This is a genomic window from Nakamurella sp. A5-74, from assembly GCF_040438885.1.
In the GTDB taxonomy this organism is placed as follows: domain Bacteria; phylum Actinomycetota; class Actinomycetes; order Mycobacteriales; family Nakamurellaceae; genus Nakamurella.
This window is the reverse complement of sequence record NZ_CP159218.1, coordinates 4,267,496-4,284,543: the sequence shown is the minus strand read 5'-3', so window position 1 is coordinate 4,284,543 and position 17,048 is coordinate 4,267,496. Positions and strand designations below refer to the sequence as shown.

Genomic DNA, 17,048 nt, shown 5'->3' with positions numbered 1-17,048 from the left:
CATGCGGTGTCTGCTTGCGGGCGAATCGGGCAGCAAACGGGTCTGAAGCAGCTGCCTGCGGGCTTGTCCGGCAGGCCAACCGGATCGATGCTGGGTTGATGAACGGTCACCCGGTCGAGCGCCGTGCACGAAAAGCGATGCCGTCGGCCACGAGCGGAGGTGGTCGGGGATGAGTCGGGTCGTCAACGCCGAGCGTCGGCGCAGCATCGTGCTGGCCACCCGCGCGGAGGGGCACATCGAGGTCGCCGAACTTGCCGACCGCCTCGGTGTCGCGCCGGAGACGGTTCGTCGCGATCTGACGGCGCTGGAGGCGCAGGGACTGGTCCGACGCATCCACGGCTCCGCGTATGCGTTGTCCGGGGCGGGCTTCGAGACCAGCCTGGCATTCCGGTCCACCCAGCTGGTAGCCGAGAAACAACGGATCGCGGATGCTGCGATCGACCAGCTCGGGGCCGCGGAATCGGTGTTCCTGGACGACGGGTTCACCCCCCTCCTGGTGGCGCAGCGGCTGGTGACCCTCGATCGACCGCTGACGGTGATCACGACGTCCATCCCGATTGCCGGCACCCTGGCCGCCGCCGAGGGTCACACGGTGATCGTGCTCGGCGGCGCCGTCCGCTGCCGGACGCTGAGCACCGCGGGCCCGTGGTCAGATGACATGCTGGCCGATCTGGTGCTGGACCTGGCGATCCTGGGAACCAACGGGATCTCGCCGGAGCGGGGGCTGACCACTCCGGATCCCGAGGTGTCAGCATTGAAGTCCCGCGCGCTGAGACGCGCTCGGCGCAGGGTGTTCGTCGGCGTGCACTCCAAGTTCGGCGTCGACAGCTTTGCCAGGTTCGCCGACGTGGGCGACTTCCACGTGCTGGTGACCGATCGGGGCTTGCGCACGGTTGATGCAGCCAGGTATAGCGCCCTGGGGCCCGAGGTCGTCAGGGCCTGAGCAGCACCCCGGAGGCGACTGCCCCCGGCCCAGCGAGAGCAGGAGAACGATGAGCAATACGAGTGCGGTGCTGCACGGTCCGGGCGATCTGCGGATCGAGGACTGCCCGATGCCGGAGCCCGGCGCCGGCCAGGTGCTGGTCAGGGTCGTTGCGGTCGGCATCTGTGGATCCGACGTGCACTACTACGACCACGGCCGGATCGGCGGCTTCGTGGTCGAAGCTCCCATGGTGCTGGGGCACGAGTCCGCCGGACGGATCACGGCGGTCGGGTCCGGGGTCGACGTCGCCCGGATCGGACAGCGGGTCGCCCTCGAGCCGGGGGTCCCGTGCGGTCACTGCGTCCAATGCCGGGCCGGCCGCTACAACCTGTGCCCCGACGTCGTCTTCTTCGCGACCCCGCCGGTACACGGCTCACTGGCGGAGTACGTCGTGCTCGACGCCGCGTTCGCCCACCCGGTCCCCGCCGGCCTGACCGACACCCAGGCGGCGATGGCAGAACCGGTGTCGGTCGGGATCTGGGCCTGCCGCAAGGCCGCGGTCACCGTCGGCGACCGGGTGCTGGTGATCGGCGCGGGTCCGGTCGGTCTGTTCGCGGCGCAGGCAGCCCGCGCCTTCGGGGCCGCATCCGTCGCCGTCACCGACCTGTCGGAGCACCGCCTGGGCGTCGCCGCATCGTTGGGGCTGGACATCGTGCGACCGGATGACGTCGATGAGGGAAAGGTCGACGTGCTGCTGGAGTGCTCGGGATCGGCGCGCGCGCTGCAGGCGGCGTTCCCGCGGGTGGATCGCGCGGGCCGGGTCGTGCTGATCGGGATGGGACAGGACGAGGTACTGCTGCCGGTATCGCAGATCCAGAGCCGCGAGATCTGGGTGACCGGGACGTTCCGGTACGCGAACACCTACCCGGATGCGTTGCAGCTCATCGCGTCCGGGGCGGTGCAGGTCGATCCCGTCGTCAGCCACAGCTTCCCGCTGGCCCGCGCTGAGGACGCTCTGCTGGCGGCCCGCACCGACCCGACAGCGCTCAAGTCGGTCGTGCTGCTGGAGGCGCCGGAGTCCTGAGCGCCGGTGCCGGTGGTCGATCCGGACGGCGGGTCTTCGCAGGTACGGCCTCGGCGAGTTCGGACCACCAGTCCAGTCGCTGGGGCCGTCCGCCGTGGTCCTTGCGTTGGTTCGCGCCGCTACTGCTCGGCAGCACGAACACCCGCGAGCCGGCGAACATCCAGTCCTGGACGCCCAGCAGCGGTCGTGGTGCGCCGACGGTCAGCGCGACGGCGTCGGCGCCCACCCGCCCGTTGAACGCGATCCACCGCGGAGGTGCCTGGCGCAGGACGGATTCCAGGCGCGCCACGTCGAAGCCGCAGGGCAACGTCGAGTCCTTGACGAGGTCGACCAGCCCGATGTCGTGGTGCGGCAACTGCGACTCCTCGTCCGCGGCCAGCATTCGTGGCGTCAATCCACTGTCGTGCAGCAGTCGCCAGAATCCGTTGCCGCGCTGGGCATAGTGGTGGCCCCGCTGCACCGCACACTCGCCGACTGCGGTTCCGCAGACGACCAGGCCGACCCCGGGGCGCCAGATGTCATCGAGTACGTTCACGCCGCAGCCGATACCCGCTGCGACGGGGACGAAGCAGCTCGCAGTCACTTCTTCGGCAGCGAACCCAGCCGCGACGCCACGTAGAAACCGACCACGATGACCACGGCCAGCACCAGCCCGGCGATCAGTGCGGACATCGGCTTCTTCGCCTCCCGCGGCGACCGGTCGTGGCCGTGCAGCAACAGCGCCAGCGCGACCGCGCTGCGGGTGGCGTGAGCCTGCAGGATGATCTTCGGGCGGGGGTCGCTCACAGTGCGGCGCTGCCTGCCGGGCCGTCTGTCGGGTCCCCGTCGGACGATTCGCCCGCGTCGGTGGTGTCCGGGTCGGTGGCTACCGGCTCCGCGGTGTCCGGTCCGATCTTCTTGCGGATCAACGTGGTGAACCCGCGTTCGATGCCCGGCCCACGCGTCGACGAAGCCTGCTCGAACTGCTCGGCCGCCTCGTTGTCGTCACTGTGTTTGTCGTCGTCGGGGTCCGCATCGGGGTCCTCGGTGAGCCGCAGCGACACCGCGATGTTCTGCAGCAGCATGGTCACCGGTTCGGTGAGTTCGGGGTGGGCGCTGGCGGTGGCCAGCACTACGGTCCAGCTGGTGCCCTGGATCGGGGCGAAGATCTGGATGCTGGTCATCGACACCAGCTCACCGCTGCCCGGAGGCATGAAGGTGGTGCGTTCGGAGCGTTGCAGCGCCGGGCCCACTCCGGAGTCGAGCTCGACGACGGTCCCCGTGCGGGGCAGCGAATCCCGGATCCGCCCGACAGTGCTCTCGGTCTGCTCGTCGACGAAGGCGATGTGCACACCCAGGCTGGCGGCGACGCCTTCCCGCAACCGGCCGACCTGCAGGATGCTCAGCGCCGATCCCGCCTGCTGGCACTGCTCGACCAACTGTCCGAAGAACCCGATGACCTGCCGGCGTTCCTTACCCGTCACCCGGGAACCGTGGAAGGTCTCGTCCACAATGCTTTCAGCGGAGCGCTGCCAGGTGGCCGGGTTGGTGTCCAACAAGGTCCACGTGGTCGGAACGGCCAGGTACACCGGGAACGGTGGGTAGGTCGCATCCGGGTTGAGCTCGAGGCGGTCCGTCAGCTCGCTGAGCAGCGTCATGCGGGCGAGTTGCCGCCGCCACCGCTGCCGGAACCACCACTGGGCTTCAGACCCTTGGCCAGGTCGGAGTCGAAGCCCGCGACCATGGTGCCGATGTTGCCGGAGAGGGTGCCGAGGGTGCCGATGTTCTCCTTCAGCTTCTTGATGCTGGCGTCCCACTCGTCGCGGAAATCACCGATCTTGTCGTTGATGTCGCCCTGGTCGCCGGAGAGCCCGTCGACGTTCTTGGCGCCCTTGTCGTCCGAGTCCAACGTCTGGTGGATGCCGGTCAACTTGCTGCCGATCTGCGTCAGCGTCTCGTGCGGATACTGGGCGTTGGGGGTTCCCATGAAAACGTCCTCCACTCGTGATGAGCCTGTGAACCGAGCTGGGTGGATCCGGCCCGGTAGCGAACCCGAACTGCGGTGCCGACCCTGCGGGAGCATTCGCAACGCGGTCTGTCGAGGTTCAGACTAGGGGCAGTCCCGTCTCGTTCCACGGTGGATCGACCCAATTGGGGACAACTCCCCATGGCCCTTCACCGGACGTGCGACAGTCTGGTCCTGGAGCGGATCGACTGGATGAGCAGCGGGAGGGACAGCGGTGGACACGGAGTTCGGACGGGTGCGCGCGGCGGTCGCCGCTGCGATCAGACCGTCGTTGACCGAGGAACTGGCCGGCTTCGAGTCCGCCCGCACCGCTCTCGCCGCGACTCGCCCGGTGCCGACCACCGTCGCCGTCGTCGGGTTGACCCCCGGCGAAGGACGGACCTCCGTCGCCGCGCTGCTCGCGCTCGTGGTCTCCGGTTGGTCGGACCGCCGGATCACGGTGCTGGACGCGGTCGCCGCGCCCGGAGCGCGCAGGGATCCGGTCAACGGCGTCGCCGGAGTTCGCGACACCGCGGGCCGGTCGGTGACTTCGCTGCTCGCCGGTGACGTGGCCCAGGGGCGGCTCGCGGCGCTCGTCGACGACTCCTCGCGGCCCACCGCCACGTCCCGCAACCGAGGTCAGACCTCGGTCCTGGCCGCCAAGGCACAGGACGTGGTGCGCAGGGCGCGGATCCGTTCGGCGCTCACCCCCGGCACCGCGGTGCCGGTGTTGTCCCTGCCGGCCGGCCGGATGTCGGCAGGATTTCCTCCCCAGGATCTCGAGCGGGCGATCGCCAGGCTCGCCTTCCGATCCGACCTGGTCATCGTCGACACCCCGGCAGGTCCGACGGCGCCCGTGCTGCACGCGGCGCTGCGACACGCCGATCAGCTGGTCGGGGTGGTCCGCGGCGACGGTGACGTCGATGCCCGGCTCCGCGCGCTCCGGCAGTGGGCGGCGACCGCGCCCGGCGGGAACCCGGACCGGCCGCTCATCGGCGTGGTGGTGCAGCGGGGGCTGCGGCGCCCACGGTGGACCGACCCCGGTCATCCGGTGTTGCTGTTGGGTCGGGACGAGGGCCTACGTCGACGCTCGGTCGGCCGGATCTCCCGGCGCACCGTCACTACCGGCCTGGACCTGGCGGCAGCCGTCGCCCGGACCGCCGAGCGCTCGCGTGAACTTGTTCTTGCAGGTCCGGGGGCGGAAACTGCCGCCGGATCCGCGAACTTGATGGGGACTCCTCCCCATCTCGGTGGGATGCGGGAACCGGTCCCGCAGCACTAGCGTCGGTACCTGCAGGTGCGGGAAGTACTCGTACCGCGAGATTCCCCGACAGAAAAGGGTGTGACTGAAGATGGGTCCGAAATTCGCAGTCCGTGACAACTCCGTCAACCAGCACGGCTCCAACCTCCAGACCTCGGAGGATCAGATGAACCAGCGTGCCAAGGCCTTCATCGAGGCCATCGCGCCGCTGGAGGACAGCTGGAAGGGCACCTCGTTCGGTAGCTGGCAGGAGCTGACCAACGCCTGGAACGAGGCGATGGCCGGCCTGAACAAGGCGCTGACCGACGTCAAGACCCGCGTCGGCAACGCCGGTTCGCTCTACGACCAGTACCACGGCGAGCAGGCCGAGGCCCTCGCGAAGACCATGGGCGGCGCAGACTTCGGTGCCGCGAAGTTCAACGCCTGATCCACCCCCGGACACCGGTGCGCCCTCCTGGCGCACACCGGGACCGACCCCCACCAACCTCCCCGGCCGTGCGGCCGGAACTTCCTGAAGGGTGATACCCATGTCACAGATCCAGTCCTACGACGAGTCCGTCGCCCAGAGCGCCCACGCCGAGGTCCAGTCCGTCGTCACCGGCCTCGAGGGCTCGCTCGACGAGCTCGGTGGCTTCGTCAACAGCGTCAAGTCCGCCTGGGACGGCGACGAGATGGACCAGTACGCCTCGGTGCAGGCGAACTGGGACAAGTGCGCCGGCACGGTCAAGCAGATCCTGCAGCAGGTGCACACCGCACTGGGCTCCAACACCGAATCGGTGGGCGCGATGCGCGGCAAGGTCAAGAGCACGCTCAGCACCAGCGCGGGCTGATCCACACCGCGAGCACCATCCGGTCGCACCAGTAGCGGCCGCAGCACCATCTCCGGACCCCGACGCCCTGGCGTGGGGGTCCGGAGGTCGTTCCGGGGCGGAGTGCGAGATCCGGGTCGGCCGCGTGTCGACGGCGATCCGGAGTCATCGACACCGTCGGAGGGAGCACTGCACCACCCGCGCTGCTCAGTTGATCGGTTGACCGGCCGGCCGCAGGTGCATCCACCGGTGTCCGAAGCCCGGCATGCTCAGTCGCACCGCGTCGTCCTCCCCGGCGATGACCTCCTGGGTCAGCGGATCGACCAACTCCAGGCCGTCGCCCTTCCGGGAGATCGGCAGCTCGAGGGTCACCGGATCGGGGCCGAGGTTGTGCACGGCCACCATCGCGGAACCGTCCGCGTCGCAACGATGGGCGAATACCGACGGTTGGTCGTGGTCGATCACCGAGAACGCTCCCCAGCCGAACTCCGGACGACGTCGCCGCACCGCGATCAGCGCCCGGATGAACGACAGCAGGGATTCAGGATCGTGCCTCTGGTCGGCGACGTTGACGTGTTCGGGTGCGTATCCGTCCCCGACAACCGGTTGGACCAGCGCGCGTGGAGCCGCGGCCGAGAAGCCGCCGTTGTGCCCGGACGTCCACTGCATGGGCGTTCTGACCGCCATTCGCCCGTTCGCGGCGAGATCCTCCCCCATCCCGATCTCCTCGCCGTAGTACAGGCACGGGGTGCCTGGCAGCGAGAACAACAGGCTGTAGGCCATCCGTATCCGTCGGGGGTCGCCGGACAGCATCGGAGGCAGTCGTCGCTTCAGTCCTCGATCGAACACCTGCATGGACTCCTCGGGCCCGAAGGCGGCGAAGACCTCCTCCCGTTCGGAGTCGGTGAGCTTGTCGAGGGTGAGCTCGTCGTGATTGCGCAGGAAGGTCGCCCACTGGCAGGTCGGGTGCAGCACCGGACGCGCCTCCAATGCCCGGGCCAGCGGTGCAGCCTGCCCGCGGGCCATGGCCAGGTACGTGGCTTGCATCGTGATGAAGTCGAACATCATCTGCAGCTGGTCGGCGGTCTCGCCGCCGAAGTACTCCAGTTGCTGCTCGTGGGGGAGGTTCACCTCGCCCAGCAGCATCGACGCCCCGTTCCGTCGGCCCAGGAAGGCCCGGAGCTCCCGCAGCAGATCGTGCGGGTCGGCCCGCCCGGACGATCGGGTCTCCACGTCCTCGATCAGGAACGGGACGGCGTCGACACGGAAGCCGTCCACCCCGAGCTGGGTCCAGAACCCGATCACCCGCAGCAGCTCGTCGATCACTGCGGGATTGGCCGTGTTCAGGTCCGGCTGGTACGAGTAGAAGTGGTGCAGATACCACTGATCGGTGCGCTCGTCGTGCTTCCAGATCGAATCCTCGACGTCGGGGAACACCACCTGGTCGGACGTGTCCGGGGGCGCCGTGTCGCGCCAGACGTAATGATCGCGGTAGGGCGAGTTGACGCTGCGCCTGGCCGAGACGAACCAAGGATGTCGATCGGAGGTGTGGTTGACGAGCAGATCGGCGATCACCCTGATCCCCCGATCGTGGGCGGTGCGGATCACTTCGACCAGTTCCCCCAGGTTCCCCAGGCGCGGATCGACGCCGTAGTGGTCGGTCACGTCGTACCCGTCGTCCAGATCCGGGGTCGGATAGAAGGGCATCAACCACAGACAGCTGATGCCCAGGTCAGCAAGATGGTCGATGCTGCGGGTCAGGCCGGCGAGATCGCCGACACCGTCGCCGTTCGCGTCGAAGTACGTCTCGATGTCCAGGCAGTAGATGACGGCGCTCTTCCACCACAGGTCGCTCGTGTCGGTGATCCTCATGCAGACACCCTCCCGCAGCGGTGTCGTCGGCGCCATGGGGGACCCGGGACGGCGACGCGCTGGTGACAGGCGGAGCTGGGGGCCGCGGGTCTCCTCGGTGCGGGCTCACGCAGCGCAGGCGCCGCAGCAGGCAGACTCAGTTGCCCAGTCTCGCGCCCAGAATTCCTCGCCCGACGTCGGGGTTGATCGCGCCGTGCGGGAGATAGCACTGCACGACCAGTCCGTCGAGCAGTGCCACGAACGCCAGCGCTGCGGAGCGGACGTCAGCCGTGCCGGGCAGCGATCCGTCGTCGAGTCCACGCGTGAACGACTCGGCGATCAGAGCATGCAGGTCTGCGTAGATCGCCGACTGTCGCGATCCGTACAGCTCGTCGTGCGCCGACAGGGCCCAGAAGTCGAGCCACAGCTTCCAGTGGTCGCGGGCGGCATCACCGTCCGCGAGCAGCCCGTCGGTGATGATCAGGAGCGCATCCCGGCCGGTGGTCGCCGCACGGGCCTGCTCCATGATGGGCGCCGAGTAGGCACTCATCTCCGCATCGATGACGCCCGCGAGCACCTCGGCGATACCGGCGAAGTGGTAGGTGACAGTGCCGACGGCCACGTCGCCTGCCGCGGCGACGTCACGGATCGTGGTGGCGTGCAGGCCACGTTCGGAGATCACCGACCGAGCGGCCTGCAGCAACAGACGTCGGCGCACCTCGGGGGCGAGACGGTGTCGGGTCCTGCCGGGGGACGGTGGCCGGATCATTCGATCTCCCTCTGGTCGCCGTGGCCGGGCGCTGCTAGTCTGCAGCTAATCGTACAGTCGCACGATTAGCAACGGATGCCAGCAGCCGCTCGCCACAGCCCACCGTGAGGTCCCCCGATGTATCTGCTCCGCAAGCCGATCCTGGCGATCTCCGGCAACAGTGCCGTCCGCAGGATCGTCTCCTCGGCCCCTGTCACGCGCGACGTGGTGAACCGATTCATCGCCGGCGACACGACCACCGAGGCCGTCGCCTCGATCGTCGCCCTGCGCGCCGGCGGACTTCAGGTCACCTGTGACTTCCTCGGCGAGGACACCACGACCGCAGCTCAGGCGGAGCAAACCGTCACCGCGTATCTCGAGCTGATCGCGGCCCTGGACGCTGCCGGCTGTGCCGAAGGCGCCGAGATGAGCGTCAAGCTCTCGGCCGTGGGGCAGTCGCTGCCGGCCACGGCAGACGTACCGGAGGGTGGCAACGCCCTGGCCACCGACGCCGCCCGCCGCATCGTCGACGCTGCGTATGCCGTCGGGGCCAGGGTCACCCTCGACATGGAGGACCACACCACCGTCGATGCGACTCTCGGCACCCTCACCGAGCTGCGGGCGGACCAGCCCGACGTCGGTATCGCGATCCAGGCCATGCTGCTGCGCACCCCGCAGGATCTCGCCGGCCTCATCGGTCCCGGATCCCGGGTGCGGCTCGTCAAGGGCGCCTACAACGAGCCGGAGACCGTGGCACATCCCGACCCGGACCAGGTCGACCTCGCCTACGTGCGCGCGCTCAAGCTGCTGATGGCCGGCCAGGGCTACCCGATGGTCGGCTCGCACGATCCCCGCCTGATAGCGATCGCTTCCCAGCTGGCGAAGGACAACGGCCGTGGCAAGGACTCCTGGGAGTACCAGATGCTCTACGGCATCCGACCGGAGGAACAGACCCGATTGGCCGGCCGCGGCCACACCGTCCGGGTCTATCTCCCCTACGGCGACGACTGGTACGGCTACTTCACCCGTCGGCTGGCGGAGCGGCCGGCGAACCTCGCCTTCTTCCTGCGTTCGTTCCTCACCAAGAAGTAGCGCGGCACCCGGCACGACAGCTCGATCGAAGTTCCTCGGGATCTCGACTCCTTCGTCGCTCGATCACCGAGGCAGCACCGCTCGATCACCGAGGCAGCACCGCTCGATCATCGAGACAGCACATCCGATCACCGAAGCAGCACCGAGGAGTTCTCCATGAGCCTGTTGAGCGATGCCGTCACCCAGCCGCCGTTGCCGATCAACGAGAAGGTCCGCGACTACGCGCCGGGCAGCCCTGAACGCGCGGAGTTGGTGACTGCCTTGGGTGATTTCAGCTCCCCGCTGGAGTTGCCGGCCGTGATCGGCGGGAAGCGCATGCCGCCTGGTGGTGAAACCTTCGACGTCGTCGTCCCGCACGATCACCGGCGGGTGCTCGGCACCTCAGCCCACGCGACCGCTGCAGATGCCGAGAAGGCGATCGCTGCCGCGCTGGCCGCCCAGAACGACTGGCGCGCACTGGATTTCGACTCCCGGGCCGCGATCCTGCTGCGGGCCGCCGATCTGCTCACCGGACCGTGGCGGGCCAGGATCAACGCTGCGACCATGCTGGGGCAGGCGAAGACTGCCTACCAGGCCGAGATCGACGCGGCCTGCGAGCTGGCCGATTTCTGGCGGTTCAACGTCCACTTCGCGCGGCAGATCCTCGCCGAGCAGCCGATGGCGAACTCACCGGGGATCTGGAACCGCACCGACCATCGGCCGCTCGAGGGTTTCGTCTATGCCGTCACCCCGTTCAACTTCACCGCGATCGCCGCGAACCTGCCCACCGCGCCCGCGCTGATGGGCAACGTGGTGGTGTGGAAGCCGTCGATGACGCAGCAGCTCGCCGCCTCGCTGACGATGGACCTGCTGATCGAGGCGGGCATGCCGGCAGGCGTGATCAACATGCTGCCGGGCTACGGCCCGGAGGTGTCCGACGTCGTCCTTGCGCACCCCGACCTGGCCGGTATCCACTTCACCGGTTCCACCCCGACCTTCCAGAAGCTCTGGAGCACAGTCGGTTCCAACATCGCGAACTACCGCACCTACCCGCGGCTCGTCGGTGAGACCGGCGGCAAGGACTTCGTCGTCGCGCACCCCTCAGCCGATGTCGATGTGCTGCGCACCGCGCTGATCCGCGGCGCGTTCGAGTACTCCGGCCAGAAGTGCAGCGCCGCCTCCCGGGCCTACGTCCCGAAGTCGTTGTGGGGCACGCTCAAGGACGACCTGATCGCCCAGACCGAGGCGCTGACCGTCGGTGACGTCGAGGATCTGTCCAACTTCACCTCGGCCGTGATCGACGCGAAGTCGCATCTGCGCCTCAAGAACGCGATCGATCGCGCGCACGCCACCGCTGGGATCGACGTGATCGCGGGCGGCACCTACGACGACTCGACCGGGTACTTCGTCCGGCCGACCCTGCTGCTCGGCGGTGACCCGTCCGACCCGATCTTCTGCGACGAGTACTTCGGGCCGATCCTGTCGGTGCACGTCTACGACGACGCGAACGCCGGCTTCGCCGACATCCTGCAGGTCGTCGACTCCTCAGCGCCGTACGCGCTGACCGGTTCGATCATCTCCCGCGACCGCGCCGCCGTCGAGCAGGCCTCGACCGCGCTGCGCTACGCGGCCGGCAACTTCTACATCAACGACAAGCCGACCGGCGCCGTCGTAGGACAGCAGCCGTTCGGTGGCTCCCGGGCGTCCGGTACCAACGACAAGGCCGGCTCCCCGGCGAACCTGATGCGCTGGACGACGCCACGCTCGATCAAGGAGACGTTCGTGGCGCCGACCTCGGTGGGGTATCCGCACCAGGGCTGATCCCTGCAGGGCGACAAAATGCTGCTCCTGGACATCGAGACGGGGGACATTCCGGCCGAGGTCGCCCGGTTGACGGCTCTCGGCGCCACCGAGGTGGTCCGGCACCGCAGCTGGGTGGTGGTGGCCGACCCGGCCGGAACCCGGGCTCTGCCTGCCGCCCGAGTCCGACGAGTTCGCCGAACGGGCCGCAGTGGTGTCCGGCTGACCCGGGTCGGCGGTGTCCGGTGCACCCTCCGCAGGAGTCGGGGTGCAGCGCAGCCATCAGCCGAGGATGTCCTCCAGTGCGACCAGGTCGTCGTCGGAGGGCGCCCACTGGGCGGCTCGGGTGTTCGCGCGCACCTGCTCGGGGGTGGTGGCCCCGGCGATGACGCTGGCCACGGCAGGCTGTGCCAGTAGCCACCCGAATGCGACGTCGACCATGGCAATGTCGCGCTCGTCGGCGAAGGTCTGCAGGTTCTCCAGCACGTCCCACGGAGCCGATTCGAGCAGTTGCGGCTTGAGCTTGGTGATCCGCCCGTCGTCGGGCTTGCTGTCGCGGGTGTACTTGCCGGTCAGCAGCCCGTTGGCCAACGGGAAGTACGGCAGCACACCGACCCCGAACGCCTCGGCGGCAGGCAGCAGCTCTGCCTCGACCTCGCGCTGCAACATCGAGTACTCGTTCTGCGCCGAGATGAACGGCGTCCGGCCGTTGCTCTGCGCCGTCCAGGCCGCATCGGCGAGCTGCCAACCAGCGAAGTTGGAATGCCCGAGGTAGCGGACCTTCCCGTCCTTCACGAGCTCGTCGAGCGCGGCGAGGGTTTCGTCGATCGGGGTGTCCTGATCGGGTTCGTGCAGCTGGTAGAGGTCGATCCAGTCGGTGCCCAACCGGCGCAGCGAGTGCTCGACGGCAGTCCGGATGTAGCGGCGGGATCCGCGGGCGCCGTAGTCCGGGCCGTTCGCCCCGCGCGCGTCCAGACCGAACTTGGTCGCGATCACCACCCGGTCCCGGTCACGGCCGAGCGCCTTGCCCAGGAACTCCTCGGACCGACCCGCCGGCGCGCCGTACATGTCGGCGACGTCGAACAACGTGATGCCGGCCTCCAGGGCTGCTCGGACCACCGCTGTACTGCCCTCGAGCGATTCGGTGACGGTGCCGGTGCGGCTGAGGTTGTTGCAGCCGAGGCCGGAGGTGGACACGGCGAGACCGGACCCGCCGAGGCGACGGTGCGGAATGTCCGAAGTAGGGGTGCTCACGCGGCCCAGCGTACGATGTCCGGACACCATGGCTTCGGTGAGGCGCCGCTTCCGGTCCTCGCGAGCCCGCCTGGAACCAGGGAGATTCACGCATGTCAGACGGCCGTATCGCAGTGATCGGCACCGGCTACGTCGGTCTCACCTCGGGCACCTGCCTGGCAAGTCTGGGGCACGAGGTGGTCTGCGGGGACGTCGATCCGGAGAAGGTCGCCCGGATGTCCAGGGGCGAGGTGCCCATCTTCGAGGAGGGCCTCGAGGAGCTGATGCGAGCGGGGATCGCCGCCGGCAACCTGACCTTCGTGCACGGCGCCGCCGATGCGGTGCACGGCGCGAAGTACATCTTCCTGTGTCTGCCGACGCCGGACGGCGGCGACGGTCGCGCGGACCTGCGCATCGTCCACCAGGTGGTTGCGGAGATCAGCTCACTGCTCGATCCAGGGGCCATCCTGGTCACCAAGTCCACCGTTCCGGTCGGCACCGCCAAGGACATCCGCACCACCCTCGACCGGGACGACGTCTTCGTGGTGTCGAACCCCGAGTTCCTGCAGGAGGGCACCGCGGTCCGCAACTTCATGAAGCCCGACCGGGTGGTCGTCGGCTCCGACCACCGGCCCGCCGCAGAAGCAGTCGCAGCGCTCTACGAGGCGCTGGACGCTCCCGCGGTGATCACCTCCGCCGAGTCCTCCGAGCTCATCAAGTACGCGTCCAATGCGTTCCTGGCGATGAAGCTGTCGTTCATCAACTCGATCGCCGGGCTCGCCGAGGTGGTCGGCGCCGACGTCACCGAGATCGCCGGCGGGATGGGCTTCGACGACCGCATCGGCAACAAGTTCCTCAAGGCGGGTCCCGGCTGGGGAGGTTCGTGCTTCCCGAAGGACACCAAGGCGCTGGCCACCATCGCCCTCGACAACGGCGTCTCCTTCCCGCTGCTGACGGCCACCGTGCAGTCCAACGAGGAGGCCCAGAGCCGGGTCGCCGACCGGATCCGCGCTGCTGCCGGTGGGGATCTCGCGGGGGTGCCGATCGGGGTCTGGGGGCTCACCTTCAAGGCCGGCACCGATGACCTGCGTGATTCGCCGGCCCTGGAGGTCGTGCTCCGACTGGACACCGAGAACGCCGTCATCACTGCCTATGACCCCACCGTCGAGAAGAACCTGCCGGCGAAGAACGGCTACCCGGACGTCACCGTCGCTGCTGACGTCTACGAAGCCGCCAGGGGTGCCCAGGTCATCGTGCTGCTCACCGAATGGTCCGAGTTCACCGCGATCGACCTCGCCAAGGTCGCCGAGGTGGCACCCCGGGCGACGATCGTCGACTGCCGCAACATCCTCGACCCGGCCGCGGTGGCTGCCGCGGGCCTGAAATTCCAGCAGATCGGCCGCCCGATCTCCTGAGGTGGCGACCCACCCCACCGGTGATCGAGCGACGAAGGAGTCGAGATCCCGTTCATTCGCGACGGGTCTCGACTCACTCCGTTCGCTCGATCGACGATCTTCCCCGGCGGAATCCCGGCGGCGCCCGGCGGACCTGAGGCGAGGTCACAATCGCCGCTGCCACAGCCCTTCCCAGCCGGTCGGACGGAAGCCCATCTCGTCGTTGATGGCGAGCATGTGGCGGTTCTCGCCGGCGTTCCAGGTGTGTATCCGCTGCACGTCGGGACGGAACACCTTGAGCGCCTGCAGGTTCAGGGCCTTGGCGAGCAGACCCAAGCGGCGTCCGCGGTGGTCGCCGTGTACCAGGGTCTCGTTCTGGTACGCGAACCCGGCGGCGTAGATCGGGATCTCCAGGACCGAGAACGCGGCCGGATGTCCGGCACCGTCATGGATCAGGGTGGTGAGCAGGACGTGTCCGCCGGCGGACGCATCGGCGTCCCGCGCCCGGACCCGCTCCGCATCCCACACCTCTTCCTCGTACTCGAGTTCGGCGGTCGGTACGTCGACGCTCATCCGGCGGAACAGCTCGGCCAGATCGTCCTGCAGATGGTCCGGGGTGGCCCCGTGCCAGATCGTGGCGCGGTAGTCCGCGCCCGCCTTCGCGCGTGCGGCGACGATCCACTCCTCGGTCGGGGCATCCTCCGGCACCGTCATCATGGACAGTCGCTCGCACTGCTGCAACTCGAACCCCTTCGACAGCTGAGCGGCGACCGACCGGTCGCGATGCAGGCGGCCGAAGCCGGTCGGGGGCACCAGGTCCGCAGGTTCCTCGAGGCCGTCGAACCGCTGCGACTGGTAGGTGATGACGGTCCTGCGTTCCAGTTCGGCGGCCACCCGCAGGGTCTGCTCCCAGAGCTGCTCGTCGGCTCCGGAATCGACGTGGTCGGGATGGATCGCACCGTCCAGCTCGAGCAGGTGGGTGTTGTCCGATTTCGACGCCATCGCGAGGACGTGGCCCAGCACGGTGACGGGGTCGCCTTCCGGAGCGCCGGGCAGCGCCACCGTCGGGACGAGCGAGAGCCCGAGCGAACTCGTACCGATCGTGGCCGCTGGCGGGGACGACAACGCGACCAGGTACCGCAGGTGTTTGTATTCCTGCAGCGGGAACCGGGCGATGCTGGAGGCCTCGGGGGTGACGAAGTCGGTGTGTCCCAACAGGTTCAGCTGCTCCGCCCGGACTGCTTCCTTGATCCCGCGGAAGACCCACGAGGGATGCAGCGTCCCGGCAGCGTCGGTGGCGTCCAGCAGATCCGCTGCCGAAGGGATGGCCAGTTCGACGATGTGGATTCCACGCCTGCCCGCGAGGTCGCTGCTGAAGTCGCCTGAGACCTCGGAGTTCGTCATCCCTTCACTGTCGCAAGCGGGGCAAGCCGTTTCCGGCCCTGATCAGGTACGGGAGAGCGAGAGCTGCCAGTCGTCGATGTACTCGGAGCGGAATCCGGCTTCGCAGTAGGCCAGGTAGAAGTTCCACATCCGGGCGAAGGTCTCGTCGAAGCCGAGCTCACCGATCTCGTCCAGGTTGCCGTTGAAGCGGTAGCGCCACTGCCGCAGGGTGGTTGCGTAGGACGGCCCGAGTCGGCGGGATTCGTTGACCCGCAACGTCGTTCCGGCGCTGGCGCGATCGATCGCCTCGAGCGAGGGGAGGATGCCGCCCGGGAAGATGTACTTGTGGATCCAGGTGTAGCTGCGCCGGGTGACCAGCAGTCGCTCGTGCGGGATGGTGATGGACTGCAGGCCGAACTTGCCACCCGGCGCCAGCAGCTGGTCGATGGCCGCGAAGTAGTCGGGCCAGTAGCGCTCGCCGACGGCCTCGATCATCTCGACGCTGACCACCGAGTCGTATTCGCCGGCATGGGCGGCCGCGTGTTCGCGATAGTCCTCCAACCGCACCTCGATGCGGTCGGACAGGCCGGCTGCCGCGATCCGCTGCTCGGCCAGAGTCTTCTGTTCGGCCGACAACGTCAGGGTGACGACGCTCGCGCCGCGCTCAGTGGCAGCGCGGATCGCCAGTGCGCCCCAGCCCGAACCGATCTCGAGCAGGCGGGAGCCCTGACGGACTCCTGCCTGGTCGAGGATGCCGTCGATCTTGCGCAACTGCGCCGCTTCCAGATCGTCGGTCGCACGCGATCCGCTGTCGTACCAGGCGGCGCTGTAGGACATCGTCGGATCGAGGAACCGCTCGAAGAGGTCGTTCGACAGGTCGTAGTGCCGATGGATGTTGTCGCGCGCTCCCGTCGGATCGTTCTCCTCCTCGATGGGCTTGTGGCTCTCCCACAGTCGCCGCAGGCGTTGCAGCGGGATCGGCACCAAGGTGTCCATCCGCCGCGCCAGCACGGTCAGGGCCTCGACGAGCGTGTCGGTCGCGGAGTTCGCCAGCGCGCCGGAGCCGGGCTTGATCGCTCCGCCGACCCGGCCCGGATGCCAGTCGTCGGCCGTCAGATCGCCGGCCATCCACGCCTCGCCGAAACCGATCAGGCCGGAGCGACCCAACCGGTGGAAGAACGCCTGGGGGCGTACGACCTGCAGGCGCGGGCCGCTGGTGCCCCAGATGGTGCCGTCGGGGAAAGCGAGCTGCAGCGGCAACTTCTTGAGGGCGCCCCGCAGCACCAGCTCGGCGATCTTCGCGTGGATCGCGCCGCGCGGCGGGATCTCCAGTCCGGGCCAGATACCCGCCGATGGGCTGGGGATGACCCGTCGGGAGGGGCTGAGAAGCGCCATGGTTGAAATTCCTCGCGTTCTGCGTCGATGCCGCGGCCTTCCGGTCGCGACTTCATTCTGTTACCCCGTTGTCGGCGGGATGAGTCTGGGTCGGGGGTGTTGCCGTCCCGATC

Annotated in this window: 17 protein-coding genes and 1 pseudogene; 9 read left to right on the top strand and 9 right to left on the bottom strand. The window is 68.6% G+C overall.

The genetic code is table 11. From position 1 onward, the window contains the following. The first annotated feature begins 169 nt into the window (after nt 1-169). The gene (locus ABLG96_RS19665; RefSeq protein WP_353649003.1) at nt 170-943 is read left to right on the top strand and encodes a DeoR/GlpR family DNA-binding transcription regulator; all 774 of its coding nucleotides are present in this window, start codon (nt 170-172) and stop codon (nt 941-943) included. Between the two features lie 49 nt (nt 944-992). Then, nucleotides 993-2,006, top strand: coding sequence for an NAD(P)-dependent alcohol dehydrogenase (locus ABLG96_RS19660; protein WP_353649002.1), 1,014 nt, complete (start codon nt 993-995; stop codon nt 2,004-2,006). Here ABLG96_RS19660 and ABLG96_RS19655 read toward each other — a convergent pair. Genes ABLG96_RS19655 through ABLG96_RS19640 form a run of 4 tightly spaced genes read right to left on the bottom strand, consistent with a single transcriptional unit; the run spans nt 1,969 to nt 3,972 of the window. Continuing rightward, nucleotides 1,969-2,541: a mismatch-specific DNA-glycosylase gene (locus ABLG96_RS19655; RefSeq protein WP_353649001.1), complete on the bottom strand. Its 573-nt coding sequence runs from the start codon at nt 2,539-2,541 to the stop codon at nt 1,969-1,971. The two genes, ABLG96_RS19660 and ABLG96_RS19655, sit on opposite strands and share 38 nt — an antisense overlap. Nucleotides 2,542-2,585: 44 nt before the next feature. Beyond that, nucleotides 2,586-2,792 (bottom strand): hypothetical protein, encoded by a 207-nt coding sequence (locus tag ABLG96_RS19650; protein WP_353649000.1) that lies wholly within the window; start codon nt 2,790-2,792, stop codon nt 2,586-2,588. Then, the gene (locus ABLG96_RS19645; RefSeq protein ID WP_353648999.1) at nt 2,789-3,643 is read right to left on the bottom strand and encodes a hypothetical protein; all 855 of its coding nucleotides are present in this window, start codon (nt 3,641-3,643) and stop codon (nt 2,789-2,791) included. Before ABLG96_RS19645 ends, ABLG96_RS19650 begins: the two co-directional genes overlap by 4 nt. Continuing rightward, nucleotides 3,640-3,972, bottom strand: coding sequence for a hypothetical protein (locus ABLG96_RS19640; RefSeq protein WP_353648998.1), 333 nt, complete (start codon nt 3,970-3,972; stop codon nt 3,640-3,642). The genes ABLG96_RS19645 and ABLG96_RS19640 overlap by 4 nt, the downstream gene beginning before the upstream one ends. A 253-nt stretch (nt 3,973-4,225) precedes the next feature. On the opposite strand from ABLG96_RS19640, the gene ABLG96_RS19635 reads away from it, so the two are divergent. The 3 genes from ABLG96_RS19635 to ABLG96_RS19625 all read left to right on the top strand — a co-directional run bounded on the left by ABLG96_RS19635 (nt 4,226) and on the right by ABLG96_RS19625 (nt 6,081). Next, nucleotides 4,226-5,272 carry a hypothetical protein gene (locus ABLG96_RS19635; protein WP_353648997.1) on the top strand — a complete coding sequence of 349 codons (1,047 nt, stop codon included), beginning with the start codon at nt 4,226-4,228 and terminating at the stop codon, nt 5,270-5,272. Between the two features lie 70 nt (nt 5,273-5,342). Beyond that, nucleotides 5,343-5,678 carry a WXG100 family type VII secretion target gene (locus tag ABLG96_RS19630; protein ID WP_353648996.1) on the top strand — a complete coding sequence of 112 codons (336 nt, stop codon included), beginning with the start codon at nt 5,343-5,345 and terminating at the stop codon, nt 5,676-5,678. 100 nt (nt 5,679-5,778) lie between these two features. Further along, on the top strand, nt 5,779-6,081 hold the full coding sequence (locus tag ABLG96_RS19625) for a WXG100 family type VII secretion target (RefSeq protein ID WP_353648995.1): 303 nt from the start codon (nt 5,779-5,781) through the stop codon (nt 6,079-6,081). A 186-nt stretch (nt 6,082-6,267) separates the two neighbouring features. Here the strand turns inward: ABLG96_RS19625 and ABLG96_RS19620 are convergent, their stop codons facing one another. Both ABLG96_RS19620 and ABLG96_RS19615 read right to left on the bottom strand, forming a co-directional pair. Continuing rightward, nucleotides 6,268-7,932 (bottom strand): alpha-amylase family protein, encoded by a 1,665-nt coding sequence (locus ABLG96_RS19620; protein ID WP_353648994.1) that lies wholly within the window; start codon nt 7,930-7,932, stop codon nt 6,268-6,270. Nucleotides 7,933-8,068: 136 nt separating this feature from the next. Further along, on the bottom strand, nt 8,069-8,680 hold the full coding sequence (locus ABLG96_RS19615; protein WP_353648993.1) for a TetR/AcrR family transcriptional regulator: 612 nt from the start codon (nt 8,678-8,680) through the stop codon (nt 8,069-8,071). A 123-nt stretch (nt 8,681-8,803) separates the two neighbouring features. Between ABLG96_RS19615 and ABLG96_RS19610 the strand changes: the two genes are divergently transcribed. From ABLG96_RS19610 to ABLG96_RS19600, 3 genes and pseudogenes are all read left to right on the top strand, one after another. Further along, nucleotides 8,804-9,751: a proline dehydrogenase family protein gene (locus ABLG96_RS19610; protein WP_353651596.1), complete on the top strand. Its 948-nt coding sequence runs from the start codon at nt 8,804-8,806 to the stop codon at nt 9,749-9,751. Between the two features lie 156 nt (nt 9,752-9,907). Further along, nucleotides 9,908-11,551 (top strand): L-glutamate gamma-semialdehyde dehydrogenase, encoded by a 1,644-nt coding sequence (gene pruA, locus ABLG96_RS19605; protein WP_353648992.1) that lies wholly within the window; start codon nt 9,908-9,910, stop codon nt 11,549-11,551. A gap of 18 nt (nt 11,552-11,569) precedes the next feature. Next, a pseudogene (locus ABLG96_RS19600) lies at nt 11,570-11,680 on the top strand (VOC family protein); the annotation flags it as partial. 132 nt (nt 11,681-11,812) lie between these two features. Here ABLG96_RS19600 and ABLG96_RS19595 read toward each other — a convergent pair. Further along, nucleotides 11,813-12,784, bottom strand: coding sequence for an aldo/keto reductase (locus ABLG96_RS19595; protein WP_353648991.1), 972 nt, complete (start codon nt 12,782-12,784; stop codon nt 11,813-11,815). A 92-nt stretch (nt 12,785-12,876) separates the two neighbouring features. Here ABLG96_RS19595 and ABLG96_RS19590 point away from each other — a divergent pair, with 92 nt between their 5' ends. After that, nucleotides 12,877-14,178 (top strand): UDP-glucose/GDP-mannose dehydrogenase family protein, encoded by a 1,302-nt coding sequence (locus tag ABLG96_RS19590; protein WP_353648990.1) that lies wholly within the window; start codon nt 12,877-12,879, stop codon nt 14,176-14,178. Between the two features lie 144 nt (nt 14,179-14,322). Here the strand turns inward: ABLG96_RS19590 and ABLG96_RS19585 are convergent, their stop codons facing one another. Together ABLG96_RS19585 and ABLG96_RS19580 are read right to left on the bottom strand one after the other, a co-directional pair. Continuing rightward, the gene (locus ABLG96_RS19585) at nt 14,323-15,561 is read right to left on the bottom strand and encodes a hypothetical protein (protein WP_353648989.1); all 1,239 of its coding nucleotides are present in this window, start codon (nt 15,559-15,561) and stop codon (nt 14,323-14,325) included. Nucleotides 15,562-15,603: 42 nt separating this feature from the next. After that, nucleotides 15,604-16,935 carry a cyclopropane-fatty-acyl-phospholipid synthase family protein gene (locus tag ABLG96_RS19580; RefSeq protein WP_353648988.1) on the bottom strand — a complete coding sequence of 444 codons (1,332 nt, stop codon included), beginning with the start codon at nt 16,933-16,935 and terminating at the stop codon, nt 15,604-15,606. Nucleotides 16,936-17,048 lie beyond the last annotated feature (113 nt).